Source organism: Dickeya dadantii NCPPB 898, from assembly GCF_000406145.1.
GTDB classification, from domain to species: domain Bacteria; phylum Pseudomonadota; class Gammaproteobacteria; order Enterobacterales; family Enterobacteriaceae; genus Dickeya; species Dickeya dadantii.
Genome location: NZ_CM001976.1, coordinates 3,406,836 through 3,431,807, shown reverse-complemented (window position 1 = coordinate 3,431,807; position 24,972 = coordinate 3,406,836). Strand labels below are relative to the sequence as shown.

Below are 24,972 nucleotides of genomic sequence, written 5' to 3'. Positions count from 1 at the left end.
GGCGGAAAAACGGCGGTTACTTCAGGCGCCCCTGAAGGTAGCGCTGATAATCCGGGATCGTGATGGAAACCGGCTGACGGAACAGTGTGGAGTTAATCAGGAAGTCTGCTGTGGAACGGTTGGTGGCGACCGGGATATTCCACACCGTTGCCAGGCGCAACAGCGCTTTGACATCGGGGTCATGCGGCACGGCGTTCAACGGATCCCAGAAAAAAATCAGCATGTCGATTTTCTCCTCGGAGATCAGGGCGCCCACCTGCTGATCACCACCCATCGGCCCACTTAGCATGCTTCTGACCGGCAGGCCGGTGTGTAGCTGAATCAGGTTGCCTGTGGTGCCGGTCGCATACAAATGGTGTTCCGCCAGTTGGGTCTTGTTGGCGCTAACCCATTCCAGCAGCGATTCTTTACAGTGATCATGCGCAACCAGTGCAATGTGCTTGTGCACCTCGATTGTGCGGGTGGTGTACTCCATGGCGACATCCTTCGAACAGTATAGTTTTCACAGATTACGGAAACAGAGTTTCAGTGGAAAGCGGCAGACTGAAAAAATGCGAGCATCTTTCCAAAAACAGCGTTTTTTGTCTGTAAAATCAGCATACTTATTGGGCTTCCCTTTCTCTCGCCCATTCCAGAAATCGCTGGCGCGTGCCTTTGTCGGATTGCTGAAACCAGTATTGCATGATGCCGAGCGGATCCAGCGGATTGGCCGGCGTGCTGGTAGTGACGGTAGCCTTTGCGGGGGAGTGCTGCGCGAAGGTAATAACGGCCGCGGGTTGACTCGAACGATTGTAGTCGGCCATACGTTTTTCGATTTCACCGGACAGTTCTACTTCGCCAGCGCGCAACACATCGGTGCGGATCGGGATAGACTGGCTTTTGCTGTCTACCAGTTGATAATCGGGGGACTGGCTGAAATCCCGCTGCGCATTCGGGCTTTCCAGGTCCGAAAGGCGGATAGAAACTTCATTAAGGTTGTGTGCGTCGAAGACGGCAATCAAACCGGGTGAGCGATAAGTCTGTTTTGTCCCACCGGATGACCCAACCGTTCGCAGCGCCTGGAAAACGATTTGATGATAACCCTTTTCCAGTTCGAGGCTATCTGCGCCGTTGAGCAGCGAACCGGAAACCTTTTTCCCATCGACCATCATCAGTTCAATATCAGGCCTGAGTTTCAGCGTCGTCGCCATCGCCAGAGAGCTGAGCGTGAGCAACCACAGCGTGGCGGCGATAGCGGGAATCGTTTTCATACATGCCTCATTACGGATCTTATCGCCGTATTGTTCAGTAATGAACAGAATGTGTCAAAATTTTAAAAATGAAATATTTGGTTATTAATAAGTCCTCGGGCAGATAGGCCGTCAGGCAGCACGATGCGCTTGTAATGCGCCTGCCGATGGATTTTGCCGGCACGACGTATCGGCGCTGGTATTCTGCGTTACACTGATAGCAGGCAGTGCCCTGGCGCCTTCGGTTTTTCCGGCATCATGCCTGAGAGCGGGCGCTTATAGGGTCAACGGTCGCGGAGGCAACCATGCAAGACAACGCTATTAAAGCGATACTGAATCAGGTGAAAACCATTGCGCTGGTCGGGGCCAGCGAGAATCCTGCTCGCCCGAGTTACGGGGTGATGGCCTATCTGCTTGGGCAGGGATACCGGGTGATTCCGGTTAGCCCTCGTCTGGCGGGGCAAACCCTGCTGGGGCAAACCGCCTATGCGTCACTGGGCGATATTCCGGAACCGGTTGATATGGTCGATGTCTTTCGCCAGCCGGACGCGGCGTTTGAAGTCGCTCAGGAGGCGATAGCTATCGGTGCGCGGGTACTGTGGCTGCAAATTGGCGTCATCAACGAAGCCGCAGCGGTACTGGCGCATGACGCGGGGTTGACGGTGGTGATGGATCGTTGCCCGAAAATCGAAATTCCCCGGTTAGGGCTGGAAAAATAGGCCGGCATGCCACTTTTCCGCTAAAGAAAATACGGTTTTCCGGTAAAAAACAATATTGGCGTTAAACGCAGGGCTGACGGCAAACACACGCCGCAATCATGACATATTAGTGCAGCAGGCGCGGGGCGCGGCGCCGGATAGTGGCGGCCAGTTCATCCAGCGATGGATGTTCGGAAGGGTTGGGGTCTTCATTGACCAGTTGCTCTTCCGCCAGATAGGTGTGAATAGGGCGGCCCTGTTCATCTTCCATCACCACGTGATACCAGGGCGCCGTTCGCAGGGTGTCATTGACCGCTAGCTCCTCCCACTTCGGCTGCTCAAGGGAGTATTCAGGATCAATGTCGATGACGACGCCGGGGTATCCCAGTAGCTTATGACGAATCTGCTGTCCGATGGTGAATTTACAGTTAATCATACAACCTCCCGAGAAACGTATTACGTACCTTAAATGGGGGATGACGCGTGGTTTTCAAGTCATCAGGTGCGGTGGCGATCTTCATCAGGACGGCTTAGCCAGTCGATCTTTTTATTGTATTAATAATAGGCCGAACGCTGGCAAAAATGCGTTAACTCTGATGCATTTTTACACTGTATACGGTGGCGATTGAGGAGGGAAAGATGTCGACGGTATCCGTGATTGCCTGGGTTTACGGAATGGTGCAGGGAGTAGGATTTCGCTATCACACCCAAATGCAGGCTCGCCAGTTGGGTGTGCGCGGCTACGTCAGAAACTGCGATGACGGCAGTGTGGAAGTCGTCGCCAGTGGCGAAGCGGATGCCGTAGAGCAACTGGCGGCTTGGCTGAAGCAGGGTGGGCCGCGTCATGCCCGGGTGGACAAGGTGTTGATGGAGCCGCACCCCGCCACCGATGCGCGCGATTTTACCATTCGCTATTGAAGGCGCGCGCCTGAATATTCAAATGCATTTCACCGGCTTCGGCAGCCCGGCAATTTTGGTCGCCTGTTTGGCCGGGCCTTTGGGAAACAGACGGTAGAGATAACGGCTGTTGCCTTTCTCCTCGCCGTATTTCTGAGCCATCGCTTTAACCAGCATACGGATGGCGGGCGAGGTATTGAATTCGAGGTAAAACGCCCTGACAAAGCGCACGACTTCCCAGTGCGCATCCGTGAGCGTGATGCCTTCCTGTTCCGCCAGCATGGGGGCCATGCCTTCCTGCCAGTCGCTGCTGTCTTTCAGATATCCCTGGGCATCGGTATCGATGACCCGGTCTTCAAACACTAACATATTGCCTCGGTATGACGTGAAAACGCGCCTAGTCTAGCAAACTTTGTGGCGAACACAGAAGATGACGCATGACGCGCTTTGAAACGTGCCGTTTTAACATGCCGCGGAAAAACAACAAGGCGCCCGAAGGCGCCTTGTCTGGCTGCGTCTGTTACAGGCGCTCGGTTACTCGCTGCGTGACATTCCCAACAGGCTCAACAGGCTGACAAACAGGTTGTAGATGGAGACATACAGGCTGACTGTCGCACGAATGTAATTGGTTTCGCCGCCGTGGACGATGTTGCTGGTCTCCCACAGAATCGCACCGGCGGAGAACAGGATAAACATCGCACTGATCGCCAGATGCAGCCCCGGCAGATTCAGGAACAGGTTGGCAATCGTCGCCACCAGCAGCACCACGAAGCCAGCCATCAGCATGCCGGACAGGAAAGACATGTCCTTACGGGTGGTCAGCACGTAGGCGGAGCAGCAGAAGAACACCAGTGCCGTGCCGCCCAATGCCAGCATGATAATGTCGCTGGCGCCGGCGGCGATCAGCGAGCTCAGCAATGGGCCGAGGGTATAACCCATAAAGCCGGTCAGCGCGAACACAGCCAGAATACCGGCCGGGCGGTCCGCCAGACGATAGGTCAGGAACATCAGACCGTAAAAACCGACCAGCATCAGGATCAGACCCGGCGACGGCAGGTTCAGCACGGTACTAAGGGTGGCGGTGACGGCGGAGAAACCCAGCGTCAGCGACAGCAGGAAATAGGTATTACGAAGTACCTTGTGGGTACTGAGCAGCGATTGCTCGCGTGTGGAGGAAGCAATAATGCGGTCCATATAACGACTCTCTCTATTAAGGGGGCCATTGTTGTCTTTAAAGAGAGTAAGTAGTTGCATTATGTTATTAAAGCCGTTTTACCCTTCTTTACGCTGTTGACGATAAAAGTTTGAGCCTGATGGCGATTTTGTACGCTTTCAATTAGTTGTTGCCTGTTTTTCAGTCGATTGAGCGATGTGTCGCTTTACAATATTCGGCACACTGTTTATAGTTCGCGTCGTTGCGGAGGAGTGGCCGAGTGGTTGAAGGCACCGGTCTTGAAAACCGGCGACGCGAAAGCGTTCTAGAGTTCGAATCTCTACTCCTCCGCCAAAATTCTTAACGGGTCAGCATTATGCTGGCCCGTTTTCGTTTGCGCTGATTTCCCCGTTTTCAACCTCGCTTTTAATTTCCATTCATGTGGTTACACCGGCCATCCGGCGAAGCAGTATGCCCTGCAAAGCAGTATGATAGTGCTTTGAACCATCGGTTCTGGAGAAAAGCATGCGGGTGTTAATCGTTGTTGATATGCAGAACGGGGTGTTTGCCACGCCGCGTTATCAGCAGGATATCGTCGTTGAGCGCATCAATCGGTTGATTGACGCGGCGGATCAGACCATTTTTATTCAGCATGCGGACGCGGATATGCCGCCCGGCAGCGAGGCATGGCAGTTGTTGCCCTCGCTGCATCGTCCTGCGAACGCGATATCCGTTACTAAAACCGCCTGTGACGCGTTTTACCGCACCGAACTGGCAGACGTGCTGAATCGTCTTGATATCCGGCATTTCACCGTAGGTGGCTGTGCTACCGATTATTGTGTCGATGCCACCATCAAAAATGCCGCCAGCCGCGGTTATGCCCAGACGATAGCGGGCGATGCCCATACCACGGCGGACCGCCGGGCGGTGAGTGCGGCGCAGTTGATTGCCCAGCATAACGATGTCTGGCGCGATTTCATCATTCCCGGCAATACGCTGCGGGTGGAAGACACCGAGGTTATTCTGCGGGAGTGGCAGGCTCAGGTCTGATGCGTGCGCTGAACGCGTTTTAAGGTGATTTGAGCAGGTCGTTTTCGAGCCAGCGCAGAATCACCTCGACGATGTAACGCTGTTCGTCATCGCTCAGCAGGCGGTGCTGGCCGATGTGATGCCATTTCTCCAGACAGCCACGACAGCAAGTCGCGGTGGCGTGCTGAGCGATGAACACCGGATGACCGCGCATCGGGGTTTGTTTACCGTCGTTGGCGGGTTCCGCCGGCGCCAGCCGTTGGGAGATAAAATCGGCGGCGTGAGACGCAATCAGCATTTTGCCTTTGCTGAAACAATAGTCGCGCTCTTTGGCGCCCAGATGAAAACGCTGGCGGAAACGGGAGCGTGACAGCCGGAAAAACAGCTCATCAAGTGTTGTCATGCCCGGAATCCGTGGGTAATGGTCTGAGTGAGGCAAGACTACTCCCGACGCCGGAGGAGGGCAAGAACCGTCGGATAACCATTTGTATTGTATTGGTAATGTTATGGCGTAAATCCGGCGTCGCTTCACAAATAGCTTAAAAACGACATCGCACGGCGGCAAACGGGACTACGCTTTCAATACAACGGCGGCTAACTCAAGGGGGCAATGATGTATAAGACTATTTTAGTACCCGTGGATATTGATGAAGAAGCGTTGACCCAAAAGGCGTTGTCACATGCCGTGGCGCTGGCCAGGCAATCCGGCGCTACCATTCACCTGTTTCATGCGCTGCCTGACGCGTCGGCATTCATGTCGGCGTACTCGTTTGGCATCAAGGAGTTTGAGAATGAGGCGGTGATCAAAGCGGATGAGAAACTGCATACCTTGATGAAAACCATTGATTTGCCGGCGGACAAGCTGTCTCACAGTATCAGTTTCGGCATTCCGCGCGATGAAGTGCTGGAACTGGCTCAGGAAATTGAAGCCGATCTGATTGTGATTGGCTCGCGTCGCCCGAATGTGAAGACCTACTTGCTGGGGTCGAACGCAGCGGCGATTGTCCGCCATGCCCAGACATCGGTGCTGGTGGTGAGGTAACCCGGCGGGCGGGGCCCGGTGTCACGCTGACATTGTCGGCCTCGTCTTTCAACGTAACTGGCTGTCTTTGCTGCCGCGTCGGTTATAACCGCTATTGACGGCCTGCTTCTTATCCAGCTTTTCCTGACACTGTACGCAAAAGCGAACCCCCGGTAGCGCCAGACGGCGCGCCTGCGGGATGGTTTCGCCGCATTCTTCGCAATATTCTGCGCTATCGCCCTGATGCAGCAGGCTGCGGGCGCGGGCGATGGCATCGTCCACCGTCGCGTCGATTTGCTCTTGTACTGCACCGTCATTCGACCAGCCACTGGCCATGACGTACCTCTGTTTTCAATATGAAACCGAATTTTGAGTATGGCATGAAATGCGCGGATGGAACGTGCGGGGGCGTAAAAAGCATAACGTCACCCGGCTACGGCTCTGGGGCAATAGCTTTCGTTAATATGTCACGACATCAACAGCATCACCGAGGGCGGATGCTATTCGCGTTGGGGAGTCACACTCGTTGAGGCGACAGGTTGTTCGACACGTGGTTGCTGTGTGTTCTGGTGATGGAGAAAAGCGCCGATGGCGGAATAGGCAAAACGACCAAGCAGAATAATAAAACTAATCATCAGTACAGTACGGGCTATGCGCGTACCGGATCGTCGTCGCTGACGCAGGGCTATGCGCCGTTTATGAGTAATAGTGGCCATGATTCTTCGTTTTCCTGTTTATCGCGGACATTCGCTGTATTTTATTTAGGCACAAGCCTACGGGATGGTCAACGTGAGTGGGACAAAAAGCGCGGAGGAGGGTAGCCAGACGTGCTGTTGAGGATAATTCCGTGATGGATATCACGGAAAAAAGCAAAGACACCGTAATAACAGGCCGGACAGCAAACCCAAAGGCGCCGCCGGCCTGGAAAACAGTCAGACCAGCTCTTCTTCGATGTGCAATTTCCAGCCGCTAACGTCTTCCCAGTACTGCTGTTCCCGTTCCAGATCAAGCTGCACCAGCATGTTCTGGTTGAAGAACCCTTGCGGGAAGATCAGCGTCCACGCGGTTTCGCTGGCGATAAGGCGCAGCGTTTTCGGCGTGGTGGTGGCCTGGCGTTGGTTGTTCAGCAGGGTAGCGAGGCGCAACAGCTGCACCATCGGCAGGTACTGCTTCTTCTTGAACAGGTTAAAGCGCGGCAACTCCTCCAGCTTGACGGCTTTGCGATGCAGCCGCACCGTCAGGGCCAGCAACTGCTGCTGCTCCTGATTGAAACCCGGCAGGTTGGTGTTTTGCAGAATGTAGGCCGAATGACGATGCATACCGCTATGGTTAATGCCCAGCCCTACCTCATGCAGCATGGACGCCCATTTCAGCAGCGCTCCCAACTGCGGGTGCACCAGCGACGGATTCTGCTGCGCCCATTGGGCATAAAGCTGTTCAGCGGTTTCCCGCACGCGTTTCGCCTGTTCCCGGTCGATATTGTAGTGGCTGGCCAGACTTTGCGCGGTACGGATGCGGATATCCTGATGGCGGAAGCGGCCCTCCATTTCGTACAGCACCCCCTCGCGCAGGGCGCCGTCCGACAGGCGTAGCTCCTTGATTGCGAGCGCGTCGAACACGCCGCACAGGATGGCGAAGCCCGGCACCAGCACGCTCTGACGATCTTCGGTCAGACCGGGCAGGCTAACCGCGCGGAAGTTTTTGAATTGCAGGATGCGTTCGCGCAGCATTTCCAGCCGTTCCGGGGTGATCAGCCCGTCCTTTTCCCCCATCGCCACCAAAATTTCGCAGGTGGCCTTGATGGTGCCGGAGGCGCCCAAAGCATAGTCCCAGCCGTAGATACGGTATTCCCACGCCAGCGTTTCCAGCTTCTGAGCCGCCGCCAGCCGGGCGCGCCGGAAGTTGGCCTCGCTGATTTCGCCGTTGGGGAAAAACTGCTGGGCGAAGCTGACGCAACCCATGCGACGGCTTTCCACCAGTATCGGTTCGAAGTCCTCGCCGATCACCAGTTCAGTGGAACCGCCGCCGATGTCGATCACCAGCTTGCGGCCTTTTTCCGGCTGGGTGTGTTCCACCCCCATGAAGATCAGACGGGCTTCTTCATGACCGGAGATGATCTCGATCGGGTAAGGGATAATCCTGGCGGCGCGGCGCAGAAAATCCTGCGCGTTGACCGCCTGCCGCAGTGCATGAGTACCAACAATCGACACGTTAGTGGCGGGAAAGCCCTGCAATCGCTCGGCAAACAGCGCCAGACAGCTCAGCCCGCGCTGGATGGATTCCTCGCTCAGCCGGTTCTGGCTGTCCAGCCCGTCGGCCAGGTGCACGCGTTGTTTCAGGCGGCTCAGCACCTGCAGTGCGCCATTGACGACGCGGGCGACCACCATATGGAAACTGTTGGACCCCAGGTCGATAGCCGCGAATTCCTGGGGTTGTTCGGTATTGTGATTCGTTAAAGGCATTGGGTCAGGCCTGTTCTCCGGGTTGCTCAAGCGCCTTGATATAGTCATAGATGGCATTCTGGGCGCGTATCTTGCGCCTGTTGCCGCGGGTGACGTAGCGATTGCTCTGTTCCCTGTCTACCACACGGGTTTTTACCGTATCGCTGAACAAAATATCCAGAATGTCCAGCACCCGGCCCTTCAGCCTGTGATCAAGCACTTCCACCGCGACTTCGATACGGTAATCAATATTGCGTGTCATCCAGTCGGCGGACGACAGGAAGACCTTGTGGTCGCCGCCATTGTGGAACACATAGACGCGATCGTGCTCCAGATAGCGGTCCAGAATACTGATGACGCGGATATTATCGCTGATCCCGGGGAGTTCTGGAATCAGCGAGCACATGCCGCGAACCAGTAGGTTGATTTTCACCCCGGCGCTGGACGCGGCGTACAGGCGATCTACCAGTCCTTTATCCACCAAATTATTAATTTTAAGGGTGATTTTTGCTTCCTGACCCGCCTGGGCGTTAGCCATTTCCCGGTCGATCATCTGATAGAGACGATCGCGGGAATTTTGCGGCGACACCAACAGATGGTCGAAGCTGACCGGCCGGTACGGGTTTTCAATGAAGTTGAACACCCGGCGCACTTCGTTGGTGATGCGTTCGTCGGCGGTGAGCAGCGAGTAATCGGTATACAGACGCGCGGTTTTCTCGTTGAAGTTGCCGGTGCCGATATGAGCATAACGCACGATGTTGTCCCCTTCCTTGCGGGAAATCAGGAACAGCTTGGCGTGGATCTTCAACCCCGGCACCGAGAAGATAACGTGAACGCCCGCTTCCGTCAGCCGTTTGGCCCAGTGGATGTTGGCTTCTTCGTCAAAGCGCGCCTGCAGTTCCACCACCACGGTGACCTTTTTGCCGTTGTGGGCGGCGTGGATCATCGAGTTGATGATGCGGGAATCTTTCGCCACACGGTAGATATTGATTCTGATCGACAACACGCTCGGGTCGAAAGATGCCTGACGCAGCAGTTCCAACACATGCTCGAAAGTATGGTACGGGTAGTAGAGCAGCACGTCGCGGTGGCGAATCGCGTCAAAACCGTTGCGGAACTGGCTGAACCAGCTATGGCGCAGGCGCGGCAGCGGCTTGTTGACCAGATTGGCGCGGCCGATATTCGGGAAGCCGATGAAGTCTCTGAAGTTGTGATAGCGTCCGCCGGGGATCACCGAGTCGTAGGAGGAGATATCCAGCTTATTCAGCAGGCACTCCACCATCGCGTCCGGCATGTCGCGTTGGTAGACAAAGCGCACCGGCTTGGCGGTCAGACGCTGTTTCAGGCTGGAGGACATCAGTTCCAGCAGGCTCGATTCCATTTCGGTGACCAGATCGTATTCGGCGTCGCGGGTCATTTTCATCGAGTAGGCGTTGAGCGCGTCGAAATCGAAAAAGCCGCGGAAAATATCGTCCAGACAATAGCGCAAGATGTTATCGATCAGAATCATGGTCTTGCGGCGATGCGGCGCTTCCGGCGGCAGGTCGACGAAACGGGGCACCTTGTCGGACGGAATTTCCAGCAGTGCGTAATCGGTCTTCTCGCCCCGAATGATTTCCACCGCCAGGTAGGTGTAATCGTCTTTCAGAAACTCCACCAGATTGGTTTCCGGCAGAATCAGAATCGGCGTGATATGCGGGCGCAGGTTTTGCCGGAAGTATTCGCGCAGCCAGATTTGCTGGTTGGGGGAAACCTGACGCTCGTTCACCAGAAAGATCTGGTTACGGGCCATTTCCAGCAGCAGTTCGTTGTACAGGTTGTCGAACAGTTGGTCGGTTTTCAGCACTCGGGTCTGAATTTTGCCGAGTAGATGGCGCAGTTCGCCAGCGGAGCCTTGTTCTTCGTTGATCAGGATGCGGCGTTTCAGGTCGGCAAAGCGAACTTTGTAGAACTCGTCCAGGTTGCTGGAATAGATGCCGAGAAACCGCATCCGTTCGATCAATGGATTGGTTTTGTCCGCGGCTTCCTGCAACACACGTTCATTAAAGGATAACCAACTCAACTCTTTTTCTATGTAGAGTTTGTCCTGACTCATTGTCGCTCCGTTACACTATTTTGACTTAAGTGTAGCTAATATCCACGTTCATTATGGCGCGCAAATGACGATAAAAGCGAATGCGCGTATCGACTTACCATTGTCATATTACAGGCGTAAAGGCAACATATGTTACCCCGTCGGCGACGGGAAATTTCACTTCCCCTTGATTAACGCAAGAGGACGGACAGATTCACGAACGGCAGGAACAACGGCGACGCATGGCAGACACAGGCAATTTACCTTACCGGGACAGGCAGCGGGCGTTGATCGACCGGCTGACGCGCCGGATTGTGGTGGGGAGCGGGTGGCTGGTGTTGCTGGCGCTGCTGCTGATCTTTTTCTATCTGCTGTATGTGGTGATTCCGTTATTTTTCTCTGCGTCGATTCGGCCGCTGGCGCCGGTGGCGGTCGATACCCGCGAACCGGCGCTGGCGCTCGGCATCAGCGACAACGGGCGCTGGGCGTTCCGGGTGGATGCGACTGGTTACGGCGAATTCATCGCCCTTGAACGCGGGCAGTCGATAGCTCGCGTGCCGTTAACCCCGGCGGTAACGCGGGTGGCGATGAGCGTAGGTGAGCGCCCGCTACTGGTCCTGGGGCAGGCTGACGGCGCGCTGAGCGTGGTGCGCCCGGACATGCCGCTGTCCGGCGCTGGCGCGCCGCAATGGCGATACCCGCTGGGTGAGCGGCCGCTTCTGCCGGTCGGCGCGGTGCCGCCGCTACGGCAACTGGCGGTGGCTGAGTCAGTCGATGTGCTGCGGGTGGCGATGGTTGACGGCGATAACCGATTGCAACTCTATACGCTGACGTCCGCCGGTGCGCAGCCAGCCGGGCAGACCGCGTTGGCCGAACCGGCGGAGCAACTGCTGCTGACGCCGGACGGGCAGCAACTGTATACCCTGAACGGCAACCGCCTGACGGTGTGGCAACACGGTGAGCAAGCGCTTACCGCTCGCGAAACGGTGACGTTGCCGGGAACCGCACCGTTATCGTTAGCGCTGCTGGCTGGAGGTCATTCGTTGCTGGTGAAATCCGCCGATGGGCGCGTCAGCCAGTGGTTCGATACCCCGGCGGCGGAAGGGCCGCGTCTGAGCGAGATTCGAGCTTTCCCCACGGTCGGGCGTGAGCTGCAACTGGTAATTGAGCCGCGTCGTCGCGTGTTCGCCACCCTCGATCCTCAAGGACATTTCTCGCTGTTCGCCAGCAAACAATCCGGCGAGCTGATGAGCGCTTTACTGGCGCCACAGGCCCGGCTGGCGACGTTTTCTCCGCGCGGGCGGGCGCTGCTGGTGGAAACGGACGCCGGCTGGCAACCCTATCAGTTGGATAACGCTTACCCGGATATCGGCTGGCGCGGGTTATGGCAGAAACTCTGGTATGAAAACTATCCCGAGCCTGATTATGTCTGGCAGCCTACCGCCGCTGACGACAGTTATCAGGCTAAATTCAGTCTGGTCCCGTTGTTGACCGGCACCTTCAAAGCCGCGCTTTACGCCATGCTGTTCGCCGCGCCGCTGGCGCTGGCCGCCGCGATTTACACCGCCTGCTTTATGGCGCCGGCGCTGCGGCGCTGGGTCAAACCCACAATGGAAATCATGGGCGCGTTGCCGACGGTGGTGATCGGGTTGATTGCCGCGCTGTGGCTGGCGCCGCACATGGCCGCCTATCTGGCCGCTATTCTGCTGCTGCCGCCGATGTGGGCGGTGGCCGTGCTGGGATGCGGTTGGTTACTGGAACAACTGCCCGACCGCTGGCGGCGCGGCGTGTCGGCGGGCTGGGACGCATTACTGCTGATACCGGCGATGTTGCTGATGCTGGCGTTGGCCTGCTGGCTGGCGCCGTGGCTGGAAATGCATTTGCTGGGGCAGCCGCTCTGGCAGTGGATGGGCGATCATTTCAGCCAGCGTAATACGCTGGTGGCCGGGGTTGCGCTGGGGTTTGCATTGATCCCGCTGATTTTTTCGCTGGCGGAGGATGCGCTGTTCAGCGTGCCGGCGCGGCTGAGCCAGGGCTCGCTGGCGCTGGGCGCGACGGCGTGGCAAACGCTGTGGCGGGTGGTGCTGCCGTCGGCCAGCTCCGGTATTTTCGCCGCCCTGATGCTCAGTTTTGGCCGCGCGGTGGGCGAAACCATGATTGTGCTGATGGCGACCGGCAACACGCCGGTTACGAACAATAGCCTGTTTCAGGGGTTACGATCGCTGGCGGCCAATATCGCCATTGAAATGCCGGAAGCGGCGATGTCCAGCGGGCATTATCGGGTGTTGTTTTTGGCCGCGCTGGTGCTGTTTATCTTTACTTTTGTGGTCAATTCGCTGGCGGAGGTGATTCGCCAGCGTCTGCGTCGCCGCTACCGCGATGAAGGAGAATTGTCATGAGGCGCTGGTTCGGCACCGGAACGCCCTGGGTATGGCTGACGGCGTCCGCCATTACCTTCAGCCTGATCGCCATGATCGCGGTATTTGCGCTGCTGGTCGGGCAGAGCACGCGCTATCTGTGGCCGCAGCCGGTGTGGCTGTTTAGCCTGCAGGATTCGCAGGGCAGCGCGCGGCAACTGATCGGCGAGCGCTACGACGAGCAGCCTCTGACCCGGCAACAACTGACGGACGCCGGCATCGTGAGTGCGCCCGCCGACGGCGCTAGCCGTTATCTGCTTAAAACCGGGTGGCGGGAGTTTTACGGCCAAAGCTTTCAGACGCTGCTGTCCACGTCGGTGACGGAGGCTAGTCAGCCGGCGGATGTGCTGGCGGTGCGCCGCAACACCAACGGTATGGCCTATGGTTATCTTGACGGTATGACCGAGGACGGGCAGCCGCTGGTGTCCGACAACCTGTCGTCGACGCTGCAACAACGTATTTTGCTGGTGCGGCAGTTGATGGCGCGCGCCCAGACTCTGCGCCTGGGGGAGATGAACCGGGTTAACCAGCAGTTCGACGCGCTGCGGCTGCAGGAAGAGAAACTGCGCCGGGAAAACCGGTTGGACGATCGAGCGCAGGCGCGCCTCAAAGCCGAACGCACTGAGCTGGAGCGTCATTTCAACGAGCTTAACCAGCAACTGATGGCGCTCAATACCGACATCAACCGGAGCGCCGTTCTGCTGCGGGATGCGCAAGGGCAGCGGCATACCATTCCGGTCAGGATGATCGACCGGGCGTGGTACCCGAATGCGATGACGTTCGCCGAAAAAGCACGGCAGACGCTGCAGGTGCTGGGCACCATGCTGACCCGGTTCGAGCCGGACGACAGCAGCCCCGGCCAGCTGTTTCCGGCGATTTTCGGCACCGTGCTGCTGGTTATTTTGATGTCGATTATCGTGATGCCGTTGGGGGTGGTGGCGGCGGTCTATCTGCACGAGTACGCCGACAACAACAGCCTGACGCGCTGGGTGCGGATCGCCGTGGCGAATCTGGCCGGGGTGCCGTCGATCGTTTATGGCGTGTTCGGGCTGGGATTTTTTGTTTATCTGGTCGGTGGCACGCTGGATCAGTTGTTTTACGCCGAATCGTTGCCTAACCCGACCTTCGGCACGCCGGGGTTGCTATGGGCGTCGCTCACGCTGGCGCTGTTAACGCTACCGGTGGTGATAGTCTCCACCGAAGAGGGATTATCGCGTATTCCGGTATCGGTTCGTCATGGCTCGCTGGCGCTGGGGGCGACACGGGCGGAAACCCTGTGGCGCGTGGTGTTGCCGATGGCGGTGCCGGCGATGATGACCGGGCTGATTCTGGCGGTGGCGCGGGCGGCGGGGGAAACCGCGCCGCTGATGCTGGTGGGTGTGGTGAAGTCGGTGCCGGCGCTGCCGGTGGATGATATCTTTCCCTACCTGCATCTGGAGCGGAAATTCATGCACCTGGGATTCCAGATTTATGATCTGGCGTTTCAGAGTCCGGATGTGGAAGCTGCCCGTCCGCTGGTGTACACCACCGCGCTGTTGCTGGTGCTGATTGTGGTGGCGTTGAATCTGGCAGCGATTGGCATTCGCCATGTGCTGCGTGAAAAATACCGAGCGATGTCACTCTGAGTGGCGGGAGAATAGTGATGGGCATGGCTAAACAGCTGGAACGACTCCCCGTGATGGACGTCCACCGGTTGCCGGATGATCAAACCGCCTTGTCGGTAGACGGGCTGAATTTGTACTACGGCGATAAGCAGGCGCTGAGCGATATATCCCTGCGTATTCCGAAGCACCGCGTGACCGCGTTGATTGGGCCGTCCGGGTGCGGCAAATCCACCTTGCTGCGTTGTTTTAACCGCATGAACGACCTGATGGATACCTGTCGCATTGAAGGTGATATCCGTCTGCAAGGCATGTGCATCAACGATCCGTCGGTGGATGTGTCGACGCTGCGTCGCCGGGTCGGCATGGTGTTCCAGCGCCCTAATCCATTCCCCAAATCCATCTACGAAAACGTGATTTACGGCCTGCGCCTGCAGGGTGTGAAAGACCGGCGTACCCTGGATGAGGCGGTGGAAAACGCGCTGCGGGCCGCGGCCTTGTGGCATGAGGTAAAAGACCGGCTCGGCGACAACGCGCTGACGCTCTCCAGCGGCCAGCAGCAGCGGCTGGTGATTGCGCGCGCCATCGCCATCGAACCAGAGGTGCTGCTGCTGGATGAACCCACCTCGGCGCTCGACCCGATCTCGACGCTGGTGATCGAAGAGCTAATCGGCGCGCTGAAACGCCGCTTCACGCTGGTGCTGGTGACCCACAATATGCAGCAGGCGGCGCGGGTGTCCGATTATACGGCGTTTATCCATCACGGCCGACTGATCGAATATAACGAAACCGACGCACTGTTTACCGCTCCGGCCGAACGTCGTACCGAAGACTATATTACCGGCCGTTTCGGTTAACCCGGCGCCTCACGAGAACGGCAGTTTTCGTGAGGCGTTCTGTTTACTATTCTGTGCGGTGACAAGTTCATTTTCTCGCAACCGTATACTTCAATTAAATAAAGATAGCGCTGAAAAATAAAGATAAATAAAATTTTTCTTCTGCGGTGGCCATGTCGCCAATTTCACTGATTTCCTTTATTTGATCTGTGTCAGCTTTATTTTATTTATCACATAACCAAAATTAATTATGCCTACTTTTGACTAGATGGAATTGATTAGGTGAATTACTATTTCTTCCGCAGTATTGGCTGTATATTTAAATGGAATCGCCAGGGATAAAAACGTCTATAAATATGGGGCTGGCTTTGGAATTGCTTCTGGCTACAACGTCTTCCGCGTTCAGTGCGCCTGCTCTGAGTGGGTTACGTATTAAGGTGTTCTCCGGGTTATATGGCGGAAAGCTGGCAACATGCTGCCGTTAACGCCGTTACGATAGGCCCGGACTACGCGGGGTGCACACTGCAGATTGCTGTTGTGGAAACCGGGTAGGGCGGCAACCGTATTGGCTGGATCAACGGTGAACAAAAGAAACCTGATTCGGTGAAACTGGCGTGTCTGGTGAAGGGCGAGATGACGGATAATTGCCCCTGAGGTGCGACGAGCGCGGGATGGATTGCGTATTTTACTATTTTTCCGCAGGCAGTATTCGAAATCCCCATGTGTATCGTGTCCGCCGCACGTTATTATGCCATCGCCTCCTGAGATTAGAGAGAGTAAATTCAAGAAATGAACCGACGGTAATATTTTCTGGTCAATAGATCTGGATCTTTATTTTTCGTCTGGTATTTATTTTTTCTTTTATTTTTATTTGTTTCTTAAATGGTGTTCTTTATCTGAATTTTTTACTGGAGGCAATTTTTTATGCTGATTAGTATTTCATTGCAGCAATGGGCTGCATATTTTAATGGAACCACTCAGGATGAGAATGTCTATAAAAATAGGTTTTACGCTGGGTATGGTCGTGGCGGCAATATCGCCAGTTTATGCTCAAACCTCTGATGAGCCGGTACAAACCGTGATTACCGCGCTCGATTCTCCGTTTGTCGATTATCCGCTGTCGGCCGGTTCAGAACAGGATGTGTCCTCTTCTGAACATAAAGCGCTGCGTGCGCCGGCTCCGGCGTTGAGTTCAGTGCAGGTGTACGCGGTGTATTCCTCACTGAAAGGCGGCTGGCAGGCTGTTCCGACAAATACCCTCTCGTTGTCAGGTTATGCCGGTGGAACACTGCGCATTGCCGTGCTGGAAGTGGGGTATGGCGGTAACCGCATTGGCTGGCTGAACGGCGGGCAAACCAGCCCGTATCAGGTTAACCCCGTTTGTGTTGTCAGTGGCCGTTATACCGAAAGCTGCCCGGCTGGCTCCATCGTTTCGGGCTGGATGGCGTATTTCAATGCAGACAATATGTCGTCGGTGACATTCCGTTATCAATCCACGTCGACCAATTTCCCGAATCGTACTTTGAGCACGTCGCTCAATATTCAGTAAGTGCCATATAACAGGCAGCGCATGCGCTGCCTGTTGTTTTAAGCTGCGTGATTCATCAGGCGGAAATAACGTACCTGAGTCCGATAAATGGGCGTATTGAGTGGTATTTTATGTGTTGGATCAAAATAATTGATACGCGTCATTAATTATCCGTGTGATTGATCCCGGCGGTGATAAAATAACGTCGGTTTTCATTCACGCGTATTAACGGTAGGCATTATGAGATTCAGCACCATGAGCGAAGGTGAAATCATCACCGAGCTTTGTCGGCGGATAAAAGACGCGCGTATCCAGCAGCGGTTATCGCAGGTGGATCTGGCCGAGCGGGCTGGGCTGGGCATCGCCACCATCAAGCGGGCGGAAATGGGCGAGTCGATTACCCTGAGCAGCCTGCTGGCGATTTTGCGCGGGTTGAATCGTCTGCATCAGCTGGAAGGCGTGCTGTTTGATACCGAAGTCGAAAATTTCAATGCGCGGCTGAATGGCGGGCAAGCGCGTACGCCGTTGCGCATACGCAAGAAAAACACCGGCGCGTCCACGCCGGTCGTTGCATCGGAGTCGATGCCCAAACCGGTCGCCAGCGCGCTTGACTGGTATGTTTCCGCCGCGGAAAACAACCTGATCTGGTCCTGGCCGGACAACGAGAAAAAACCTTCCTGAAAAAAACGCCGGGCATTAGCCCGGCGCGTGAGTCTGTTTTCACTGCCTGCGACTGTCGATTTACTCGCACTGCACCACTTTGATCGCCAGCCCGCCGCGGGAGGTTTCGCGGTATTTGGCGTTCATGTCCTTGCCGGTTTCGTACATGGTTTCAATCACTTTATCCAGCGAGACACGAGGTTCGCTGGCGCGGCGAATCGCCATGCGGGCGGCGTTGATCGACTTGACGGAAGCAATAGCGTTGCGTTCGATGCACGGCACCTGAACCTGACCGGCCACCGGGTCGCAGGTCAACCCAAGATTGTGTTCCATACCGATCTCCGCGGCGATGCACACCTGTTCCGGGTTGGCGCCCAGCAGTTCCGCCAGACCGGCCGCCGCCATTGAGCAGGCTACGCCCACTTCGCCCTGACAGCCCACTTCCGCCCCGGAAATGGAGGCGTTCATCTTGAACAGGATGCCGATGGCGCCGGCCGCCAGAAAATAACGCAGACAGGTGTCCGGCGTCACCGGTTGAATAAACCGGTCGTAATACGCCAGGACGGCGGGAATGATGCCGCAGGCACCGTTGGTCGGCGCCGTCACCACCCGGCCGCCGGCGGCATTTTCTTCCGATACCGCCATGGCGAACATGTTGACCCAATCCATCGCGTCCATCGGGTCGTTGGAAAAACGGCCGTTGGTGAACAGCAGGCGGTGCAGCGCCGAGGCGCGACGCGGAACCCGCAGCGGGCCGGGCAACACGCCTTCGGTGTTCATGCCGCGATGAATGGCGTTTTGCATGGTCTGCCAGACGCTGGCGAAATAGGCTTCCAGCGCGTCACGGCCGTGCATGGCGATCTCGTTTTTCATCACCACCGCCGACAGCGACAGGCAGTTGTCGTGGCAGTGCTGCAGTAATTGCCGGGCGGAATAGAACGGCCAGGGCGCACGCTCTTCCTGCGCCATCGGCTGGCCGAAGTGTTCCTGATCGACCACGAAACCGCCGCCGATGGAGTAATAGGTTTTGCTGTACAGCACCTTCTGGCTGGCGTCGAGCGCGCGGATCGTCATGCCGTTTTCATGCAGTGGCAGGTTCTCCGGCTGAAAACGCAGCGCGCTGTCCAGCGGGAAGCTGACGTCGTACCGTCCGTTAAGCAGCGGCAGGCGACGGGTATGCTGTACCTGCTGAATAAATGCCGGGATGGCGTCGATATCCACGCTGTCCGGCAGGTTACCCGCCAGCCCCATAATGATGGCGATGTCGGTGTGGTGGCCCTTGCCGGTCAGGGCCAGCGAACCATAAACATCGACGATAATGGCGTCAACCGATGAAATTAGAGACAGGTTGACCAGATCGTCGGTGAACATGTTGCCAGCTTTCATCGGGCCAACGGTATGCGAACTGGAAGGGCCGATACCAATTTTGAAAATATCAAATACGCTGACCATAGGGGGTTCCTTTCAGCTGACGCAGGCAGCCGGGCCGCCTGCGTCGGGAGGGGACGGAGGAATTACTCGAACAGGGTGTAGACGATGGCGGTGATGGCGATCAGACCCAGCAGGGTGACGAACACATTGCTCAGCGCGCCGCTGTACTGGCGCATAGCCGGCACTTTACGGATGGCGTACATCGGCATCAGGAACAGCAGACAGGCGATCACCGGGCCGCCCAGGGTTTCAATCATGCCCAGAATGCTGGGGTTGAGAGTGGCGACCAGCCAGGTGGTGACCAGCATGAACAGCGCGGTGATGCGGTTCAGTTTAGCGGTCGAGACGGTTTTGCCGCGGCTGCGCAGCATTTTCACCATCATACCGTTAAGGCCTTCGCCGGCGCCCAGATAGTGGCCGAGGAACGACTTGGAAATAGCGATGGTGGCGATGACCGGCGCCAGATAGCCCATTACCGGGTTGTTAAAGTGGTTAGCCAGATAGGACAAAATCGAGATGTTCTGCGTTTTGGCTTCCATCAGGTCCGACGGCGAGAGCGCCAGTACGCAACTGAATACGAAGAACATCACGGTCAGCACCATCATGATGTGGCTGCAGGCCAGAATGCGGGAGCATTTTTTCTCGGCGTTGTCGCCATATTCACGGCGTTTGGCCACCGCGAAAGACGAAATAATCGGCGAATGGTTGAAGGAGAACACCATCACCGGAATCGCCAGCCACAGCGTCGCCAGCAGTCCGTTGCCGGTGGTGCTGTTGGTCAGGGAAATATTGTGGAAAACCGTGGTGTTCCAGTGAGGAATTAAATACAGCGCCAACATCATTAATACCGCCACGAACGGATAAACCAGCACGCTCATGGCTTTCACAATCATGGTTTCGCCGAAACGGACAATAAACATCAGCCCCAGAATCAATATCAGCGACAGAATCGCCCGCGGCGGCGACGGTAAATGCAACTGGTGAGTAATAAAGCTGTCAACGGTATTGGTAATGGCGACGCTGTAAACCAGAAGAATCGGATAAATAGCGAAAAAATAGAGCAGGGTGATTAATTTTCCTGCGCCAACGCCAAATGCTTCTTCCACCACTTCGGTAATATCTTCACCGCCTTTTTTGCCGGATAAGACAAAACGACATAATGCGCGGTGAGAAAAGTAAGTCATCGGGAAAGCAATAATTGCCATGATAATCAACGGAATCAGACCGCCAATGCCGGCATTGATGGGCAAAAACAGCACGCCCGCCCCAATTGCCGTGCCATACAGGCCCAGCATCCAGACGGTATCGCTTTTACGCCAGCCTGAAGCTTGCTCCAGTACCTGACTGCTGTCTTGAATTGTGCTCATGCGTGTTTCTCCTTGGTGAACACAGAGTATAAAAAATACCGTACCGGCTGCAGGCCAATACAGAGATAATTCGCAGGTGTCACACGAGACATCATGTGAATCGGGGTAATCTTTTTTGTGGCTGCATTCTATATCCTGACCGTTGGAGAATAATAGTGAGGCGATCACACAAATGAATTAAGGTCAATTATTTTAACCCCAATCAATTAAAAATAAAATATCAGGATTGATGCGTTAAATAATTTATTTCCGGCGGTATCTTTTTTGATGCGTTAATGCGGTTAATTGAGGGGGTAATAAATCGAGTAATAAAGCGGAAATATATTTCATGGTGAATAACAACAGGTAGAATAAATAACCAATGAAACATATTTATTTTGGAAACTGCGAAAATAATAAACCCAATCATCATAATGTCACGTAAAAATCTTGTTCCAGATACCGGCGAGCCGACGTTGGCCCGCCAGTGTCATTAAATGACTCAGCAACTCAGTTGCTGCTGGGCCCATGCCAGCCCGGACTGATAGGCGTCCGGCAGCAACGGCGTCAGCGCGCGCAGCGTCTGGCTCAGTTGCACGGTGTCCGGGTGACTGAGGTTCAGGTGACCGACCTTGCGGCCTGGGCGTACCTCTTTCTCATACCAGTGCAGATGCACCAGCGGCAACGTCAGCCAGTCGATATTCACATCGGTGCCGATCAGGTTGACCATCACCGACGGGCTGGCGACCACCGGGGCCGGCAACGGCAGGTCGAGAATCGCGCGCAGGTGCAGTTCGAACTGACTGATGGAAGCACCGTTTTGTGTCCAGTGGCCGCTATTGTGCACGCGCGGCGCCAGCTCGTTGATCAGCAGGCGATCGCCCACCACGAAGCATTCCATCGCCATCACGCCGACGTAGCCGAGGCGATGCATGATTGCCGACAGCATCTGTTCCGCCTGCTGTTGCAGGTGCGGCTGCGGTTTCGGCAATGCCACGCTGGTGCGCAGGATGCCGTCTTCATGCAGGTTGTGTGTCAACGGGTAGAATACGCAGTCGCCTTTTGCGCTGCGTGCGCCGACCAGCGACACTTCGCCGGAAAAGGCGATGCCCTGTTCGACGATGCACTCGCCGTAGCAGTCGGCCGGCAGGCTGTGTTCCTCGCCGGGACGGATACGCCACTGACCGCGGCCGTCATAACCGCCGACGCGGCGTTTAACGATCGCCAGTTCGCCCAGCGAGGCGAATACTGCCGGCCATTCCTGTGCCGAGGCCAGTAGCTGCCAGGGCGCGGTAGCCAGATTCAGTTCGTCCAGCAGCTGTTTTTGGGTGTAGCGATCGGCCAGGCGCGGAAAAATATCACGGTTGACGAACGCGGGGTGCTGCGCCAACTGGCGAGTCAGCGCCGTTTCCGGCCAGCGTTCGATTTCAGCGGTGATGACGCTGTGTTGCACCGGCACCGATTCCGGCTCCGCATCCAGCCCGACCGGATAAACGGCGATACCCAGCGGCTCGCCGGCCTGGCGCAACATACGGCCCAGTTGGCCGTTACCCAGTACGCAAACCGGCTTCATGCATCCTCCCGCGGATCCGGATGGTTCAGCACCTCGTCGGTCTGCGCCTGACGCCAGGCGGCCAGACGAACAGCCAGCTCGCTGTCGTGACGCGCCAGAATCTGCGCGGCCAGCAGGGCGGCGTTAGCGGCGCCGGCTTTGCCGATGGCCAGCGTGCCGACCGGAATGCCGCGCGGCATCTGCACAATTGAATAGAGACTGTCGACACCGCTTAACGCGGCGCTCTGCACCGGAACGCCCAGCACCGGCACCAGGGTTTTGGCCGCCAGCATACCCGGCAGATGAGCGGCGCCGCCCGCGCCGGCGATAATGACGTCAAAGCCATTCTGGTCCGCTTGTTCGGCGAAGCTGAACAGTTTGTCCGGCGTGCGGTGTGCGGAGACGACTTCAACGTGATAGGGCAGATTCAGCGCGGTGAGGATCTCTGCAGCAAACTGCATGGTGGCCCAGTCACTCTTTGAACCCATGACAATAGCGATTTTCGCCGGGGCAGCGTTGGATGACATGCCTGTAATGCTCCTGTGGTTTGCATGACGATGGTGATTCATGTCGATAATCGTGCATGACAGTAATCGTGCATGATGCGGTCATTGCGCGGTACAACGGCGACCTGAAACCGGAGAGCCACAGGTCGCGAGGGCGTAGAGCATACCATGAGCCAGAAGGGAGGAAAACGGTTGCGTGGCGATGAAATGGGCTGTTAATGGGGAAAATCAGTGTAAACGTCGCGTTACAACGGAAATGAAATCAGACGGACATCGTCCGCGGTCACCCGCAGCAGAGAACCTTGCTGATGCCAGGCGCCCAACACCGCGCGCTCGGCGCGCACGCCGGCCTGATCGATCGGATGAATCGCCGGGCGGTGGGTGTGGCCGTGGATCATCAACGTGGCCTGATGGTGCTGCAGACGAGCCATCACTTCATCGGCGTTGACGTCCATAATGGTCATGGACTTATGCTGGTTAGCCTGCTGGCTGGCGGCGCGCATGCGGGCGGCGATGCGTAGACGCAGCGACAGCGGCAGCCACAGAAAAAGCCGCTGGATGAGCGGGTTATGCACCTTGCGGCGGAAGTTCTGGTAGGCGCGATCGTCGGTGCACAGGGTATCGCCGTGCAGCAGCAGCGTGCGACGACCATACAGATCAAGCACCGTTTCCGTGGCGAGCAGCCGCAGGCCGCTCTGGCGGGCGAAACGTGCGCCGAGCAGAAAGTCGCGGTTGCCGTGGGCGAAATAGCAGGGCACGCCGCTGTCTGTCAGCGTCTTTAACGCCTGCGCCACCGTGGCGTGCAGCGGGGCCGGGTCGTCGTCGCCAATCCAGGCGTCGAACAGATCGCCGAGGATATAGAGCGCGTCGGCGCCGGGCGCGTCTTCACGCAGAAAACGCAGGAAACCGGCGGTGATCGCCGGTTCCTGTTCGCTCAGATGCAGATCGCTAATAAACAGCGTGGTCATGCAGCCGGCGTTACTCGCTGACGGTTACGCTGGTGACGATCACGTCTTCTTTCGGTACATCCTGGTGCATACCGCTGCGGCCGGTGGACACGGCTTTGATCTTGTCGACCACGTCCATGCCTTCCGCCACTTCGGCGAACACGCAGTAGCCCCAGCCGTTTACGCTTTCAGATTTGAAGTTCAGGAAATCGTTATCCACCACGTTGATGAAGAACTGGGCGGTCGCTGAATGCGGATCGTTGGTGCGGGCCATGGCCAGCGTGCCACGGTTGTTGCCCAAACCGTTGTTGGCTTCGTTTTTGATCGGCGCGTTGGTGCCTTTCTGGTTCATGCCGGGTTCAAAGCCGCCGCCCTGGATCATGAAGCCATTGATCACACGGTGAAAGATGGTGTTATCGTAAAAACCGCTGCGGCAGTAGTTCAGGAAGTTTTCCACGGTAACCGGTGCTTTTTCCGGGAAAGTATTGATGACGATATCGCCGTGGTTGGTATGAAACGTAATCATAGATGAACCTTACTTAGCCATAGTACACAGAATGATGAGAGATATTCACCGAGGCGCCAAGTCGCCAAGAGCGCTCTTATAACATAAGTGAATGGCTGAGTCAGCACAGGGCGAAGACGGCGGAGAAATGAGGAAACGAGCCTGGAATCTGATTCAAATAAACTCATTAAGTTTATATACTTAATTGAATTTATTTGAAATATATTTTTATTGCGCTAAATCAATAACTAGTTTCATTTCGATATGTTTTTTTACTTTCTAAACTTATCCTTGTTGTAGTTGATAGTCACTCTCGTTAACACGTTGCTCACTCAATAATCATACAGGTAGGTAAATTATGTTGGACCGGATTAATCAGCTGTTAGACAAACCGGATTGCGGCAAGCTGGTTTTGCGACTGTCATTCAGTATCTTGATGTTGTTCCACGGTGTTCATAAGCTGATCGCTGGCGTCGGCGGTATTCAGGGAATGCTGGCGGAGCACGGCCTGCCTGGGTTTATCGCCTATGGCGTGTTTGTCGGTGAGGTGATTACACCTGTCATGATGATTCTGGGCATCCTGACTCGTCCTGCCGCGCTGGCCTTCTCCTTCACCATGATCGCGGCGTTCTCGCTGGCGCATCCAGAAGCGATTTTCACCCTTGATAAAACAGGGGCATGGGGAATCGAAGGCGTTGCGGTCTACTTCTTTGCCGGTATCGTGATTGCGTTACTGGGCAGCGGCAAATATTCCGTGATGAGCAACCCACGCTGGCGCTAAGCGCTGTATCGGTAGCAAAATTCGGCTGCGGTTGGCAGCGATACAAACCCGGCGATATCGCCGGGTTTGTGCGTTTTAGGTCTGCCATGACGCTAAACCGTAGGGGATGGCTAATATTCGGCGCCCCCGCTTGCAATAGGTCAGGGTTCAGGTTTCAATACGCAGCTAAGAGCCTATCCCAATTGGGCTATTTTACTTGCCATTTTGGACTTGGGCAGTGCTCGAAATCCTCACGTACTACGTGTACGCTCTGGTTTTTGCGTGCTGTCCGCGTCCAAACTGGCTGCGCCAATTACGCCTATTGGGATAGGCTCTAAGTC

At 56.2% G+C, this 24,972-nt stretch carries 25 protein-coding genes and 1 tRNA gene; 11 read left to right on the top strand and 15 right to left on the bottom strand.

All coding sequences use genetic code 11. The features are described from left to right. Positions 1-16: 16 nt before the first annotated feature. Positions 17-475, bottom strand: coding sequence for a methylglyoxal synthase (locus tag DDA898_RS15420; protein WP_038911655.1), 459 nt, complete (start codon positions 473-475; stop codon positions 17-19). Positions 476-602: 127 nt separating this feature from the next. Next, entirely contained in the window at positions 603-1,250 is a 648-nt protein-coding gene (locus tag DDA898_RS15415; protein WP_038911654.1) for a DUF2057 family protein, read from the bottom strand. Between the two features lie 284 nt (positions 1,251-1,534). Here DDA898_RS15415 and DDA898_RS15410 point away from each other — a divergent pair, with 284 nt between their 5' ends. Beyond that, positions 1,535-1,948 (top strand): CoA-binding protein, encoded by a 414-nt coding sequence (locus DDA898_RS15410; protein WP_038911653.1) that lies wholly within the window; start codon positions 1,535-1,537, stop codon positions 1,946-1,948. A 106-nt stretch (positions 1,949-2,054) separates the two neighbouring features. On the opposite strand, the gene hspQ is transcribed toward DDA898_RS15410, so the two are convergent. Beyond that, the gene (gene hspQ, locus DDA898_RS15405; RefSeq protein WP_013318896.1) at positions 2,055-2,363 is read right to left on the bottom strand and encodes a heat shock protein HspQ; all 309 of its coding nucleotides are present in this window, start codon (positions 2,361-2,363) and stop codon (positions 2,055-2,057) included. 203 nt (positions 2,364-2,566) lie between these two features. Here hspQ and yccX point away from each other — a divergent pair, with 203 nt between their 5' ends. Further along, on the top strand, positions 2,567-2,845 hold the full coding sequence (gene yccX / locus DDA898_RS15400; RefSeq protein WP_038901737.1) for an acylphosphatase: 279 nt from the start codon (positions 2,567-2,569) through the stop codon (positions 2,843-2,845). A gap of 18 nt (positions 2,846-2,863) precedes the next feature. Here the strand turns inward: yccX and tusE are convergent, their stop codons facing one another. Next, positions 2,864-3,193 carry a sulfurtransferase TusE gene (gene tusE / locus DDA898_RS15395; protein ID WP_013318894.1) on the bottom strand — a complete coding sequence of 110 codons (330 nt, stop codon included), beginning with the start codon at positions 3,191-3,193 and terminating at the stop codon, positions 2,864-2,866. 165 nt (positions 3,194-3,358) lie between these two features. Next, positions 3,359-4,018, bottom strand: a complete 660-nt coding sequence (gene yccA, locus DDA898_RS15390; protein ID WP_022634365.1) for an FtsH protease modulator YccA — start codon at positions 4,016-4,018, stop codon at positions 3,359-3,361. Between the two features lie 225 nt (positions 4,019-4,243). Here yccA and DDA898_RS15385 point away from each other — a divergent pair. Together DDA898_RS15385 and DDA898_RS15380 are read left to right on the top strand one after the other, a co-directional pair. Beyond that, positions 4,244-4,331 (top strand) — tRNA-Ser (locus DDA898_RS15385). A 171-nt stretch (positions 4,332-4,502) separates the two neighbouring features. Further along, the gene (locus tag DDA898_RS15380; RefSeq protein WP_038911652.1) at positions 4,503-5,027 is read left to right on the top strand and encodes an isochorismatase family protein; all 525 of its coding nucleotides are present in this window, start codon (positions 4,503-4,505) and stop codon (positions 5,025-5,027) included. Between the two features lie 19 nt (positions 5,028-5,046). On the opposite strand, the gene DDA898_RS15375 is transcribed toward DDA898_RS15380, so the two are convergent. Next, positions 5,047-5,409 carry a DUF4186 domain-containing protein gene (locus tag DDA898_RS15375; RefSeq protein WP_038911651.1) on the bottom strand — a complete coding sequence of 121 codons (363 nt, stop codon included), beginning with the start codon at positions 5,407-5,409 and terminating at the stop codon, positions 5,047-5,049. A gap of 210 nt (positions 5,410-5,619) precedes the next feature. Between DDA898_RS15375 and DDA898_RS15370 the strand changes: the two genes are divergently transcribed. Next, on the top strand, positions 5,620-6,048 hold the full coding sequence (locus tag DDA898_RS15370; protein WP_013318890.1) for a universal stress protein: 429 nt from the start codon (positions 5,620-5,622) through the stop codon (positions 6,046-6,048). 48 nt (positions 6,049-6,096) lie between these two features. Here DDA898_RS15370 and DDA898_RS15365 read toward each other — a convergent pair whose 3' ends face one another. From DDA898_RS15365 to ppk1, 3 genes are all read right to left on the bottom strand, one after another. Beyond that, positions 6,097-6,363, bottom strand: coding sequence for a DksA/TraR family C4-type zinc finger protein (locus DDA898_RS15365; RefSeq protein ID WP_038911650.1), 267 nt, complete (start codon positions 6,361-6,363; stop codon positions 6,097-6,099). A gap of 596 nt (positions 6,364-6,959) precedes the next feature. After that, a complete protein-coding gene (ppx, locus tag DDA898_RS15360; protein WP_013318887.1) occupies positions 6,960-8,489 on the bottom strand; it encodes an exopolyphosphatase in 1,530 nt (509 codons plus the stop codon). 4 nt (positions 8,490-8,493) lie between these two features. After that, positions 8,494-10,563: a polyphosphate kinase 1 gene (ppk1, locus tag DDA898_RS15355; RefSeq protein ID WP_038911649.1), complete on the bottom strand. Its 2,070-nt coding sequence runs from the start codon at positions 10,561-10,563 to the stop codon at positions 8,494-8,496. 221 nt (positions 10,564-10,784) lie between these two features. On the opposite strand from ppk1, the gene DDA898_RS15350 reads away from it, so the two are divergent. The 5 genes from DDA898_RS15350 to DDA898_RS15330 all read left to right on the top strand — a co-directional run bounded on the left by DDA898_RS15350 (position 10,785) and on the right by DDA898_RS15330 (position 17,605). Next, on the top strand, positions 10,785-12,941 hold the full coding sequence (locus DDA898_RS15350) for an ABC transporter permease subunit (RefSeq protein ID WP_038911647.1): 2,157 nt from the start codon (positions 10,785-10,787) through the stop codon (positions 12,939-12,941). Further along, the gene (gene pstA, locus DDA898_RS15345) at positions 12,938-14,584 is read left to right on the top strand and encodes a phosphate ABC transporter permease PstA (RefSeq protein WP_038911646.1); all 1,647 of its coding nucleotides are present in this window, start codon (positions 12,938-12,940) and stop codon (positions 14,582-14,584) included. The genes DDA898_RS15350 and pstA overlap by 4 nt, the downstream gene beginning before the upstream one ends. A 17-nt stretch (positions 14,585-14,601) precedes the next feature. Beyond that, the gene (gene pstB, locus DDA898_RS15340; RefSeq protein ID WP_033111984.1) at positions 14,602-15,417 is read left to right on the top strand and encodes a phosphate ABC transporter ATP-binding protein PstB; all 816 of its coding nucleotides are present in this window, start codon (positions 14,602-14,604) and stop codon (positions 15,415-15,417) included. Between the two features lie 967 nt (positions 15,418-16,384). Continuing rightward, positions 16,385-16,945, top strand: a complete 561-nt coding sequence (locus DDA898_RS15335) for a DUF4879 domain-containing protein (protein ID WP_171851672.1) — start codon at positions 16,385-16,387, stop codon at positions 16,943-16,945. Positions 16,946-17,164: 219 nt separating this feature from the next. Beyond that, a complete protein-coding gene (locus DDA898_RS15330) occupies positions 17,165-17,605 on the top strand; it encodes a helix-turn-helix domain-containing protein (RefSeq protein ID WP_038911645.1) in 441 nt (146 codons plus the stop codon). Between the two features lie 60 nt (positions 17,606-17,665). Here the strand turns inward: DDA898_RS15330 and DDA898_RS15325 are convergent, their stop codons facing one another. The 6 genes from DDA898_RS15325 to ppiB all read right to left on the bottom strand — a co-directional run bounded on the left by DDA898_RS15325 (position 17,666) and on the right by ppiB (position 23,892). Then, a complete protein-coding gene (locus tag DDA898_RS15325) occupies positions 17,666-19,036 on the bottom strand; it encodes an L-serine ammonia-lyase (RefSeq protein WP_038901729.1) in 1,371 nt (456 codons plus the stop codon). A 62-nt stretch (positions 19,037-19,098) separates the two neighbouring features. Next, positions 19,099-20,382 carry an HAAAP family serine/threonine permease gene (locus DDA898_RS15320; protein ID WP_038901728.1) on the bottom strand — a complete coding sequence of 428 codons (1,284 nt, stop codon included), beginning with the start codon at positions 20,380-20,382 and terminating at the stop codon, positions 19,099-19,101. A 481-nt stretch (positions 20,383-20,863) separates the two neighbouring features. After that, complete coding sequence (gene purK, locus DDA898_RS15315) at positions 20,864-21,934, bottom strand: 5-(carboxyamino)imidazole ribonucleotide synthase (protein ID WP_038911644.1); 1,071 nt, start codon at positions 21,932-21,934, stop codon at positions 20,864-20,866. Next, entirely contained in the window at positions 21,931-22,440 is a 510-nt protein-coding gene (gene purE / locus DDA898_RS15310) for a 5-(carboxyamino)imidazole ribonucleotide mutase (protein WP_013318875.1), read from the bottom strand. Before purE ends, purK begins: the two co-directional genes overlap by 4 nt. A 224-nt stretch (positions 22,441-22,664) precedes the next feature. After that, a complete protein-coding gene (gene lpxH / locus DDA898_RS15305; RefSeq protein ID WP_038901726.1) occupies positions 22,665-23,387 on the bottom strand; it encodes a UDP-2,3-diacylglucosamine diphosphatase in 723 nt (240 codons plus the stop codon). A 10-nt stretch (positions 23,388-23,397) separates the two neighbouring features. After that, positions 23,398-23,892: a peptidylprolyl isomerase B gene (gene ppiB / locus DDA898_RS15300; RefSeq protein ID WP_013318873.1), complete on the bottom strand. Its 495-nt coding sequence runs from the start codon at positions 23,890-23,892 to the stop codon at positions 23,398-23,400. Positions 23,893-24,229: 337 nt separating this feature from the next. Between ppiB and DDA898_RS15295 the strand changes: the two genes are divergently transcribed. After that, on the top strand, positions 24,230-24,652 hold the full coding sequence (locus DDA898_RS15295) for a DoxX family protein (protein WP_013318872.1): 423 nt from the start codon (positions 24,230-24,232) through the stop codon (positions 24,650-24,652). Positions 24,653-24,972: the final 320 nt, after the last annotated feature.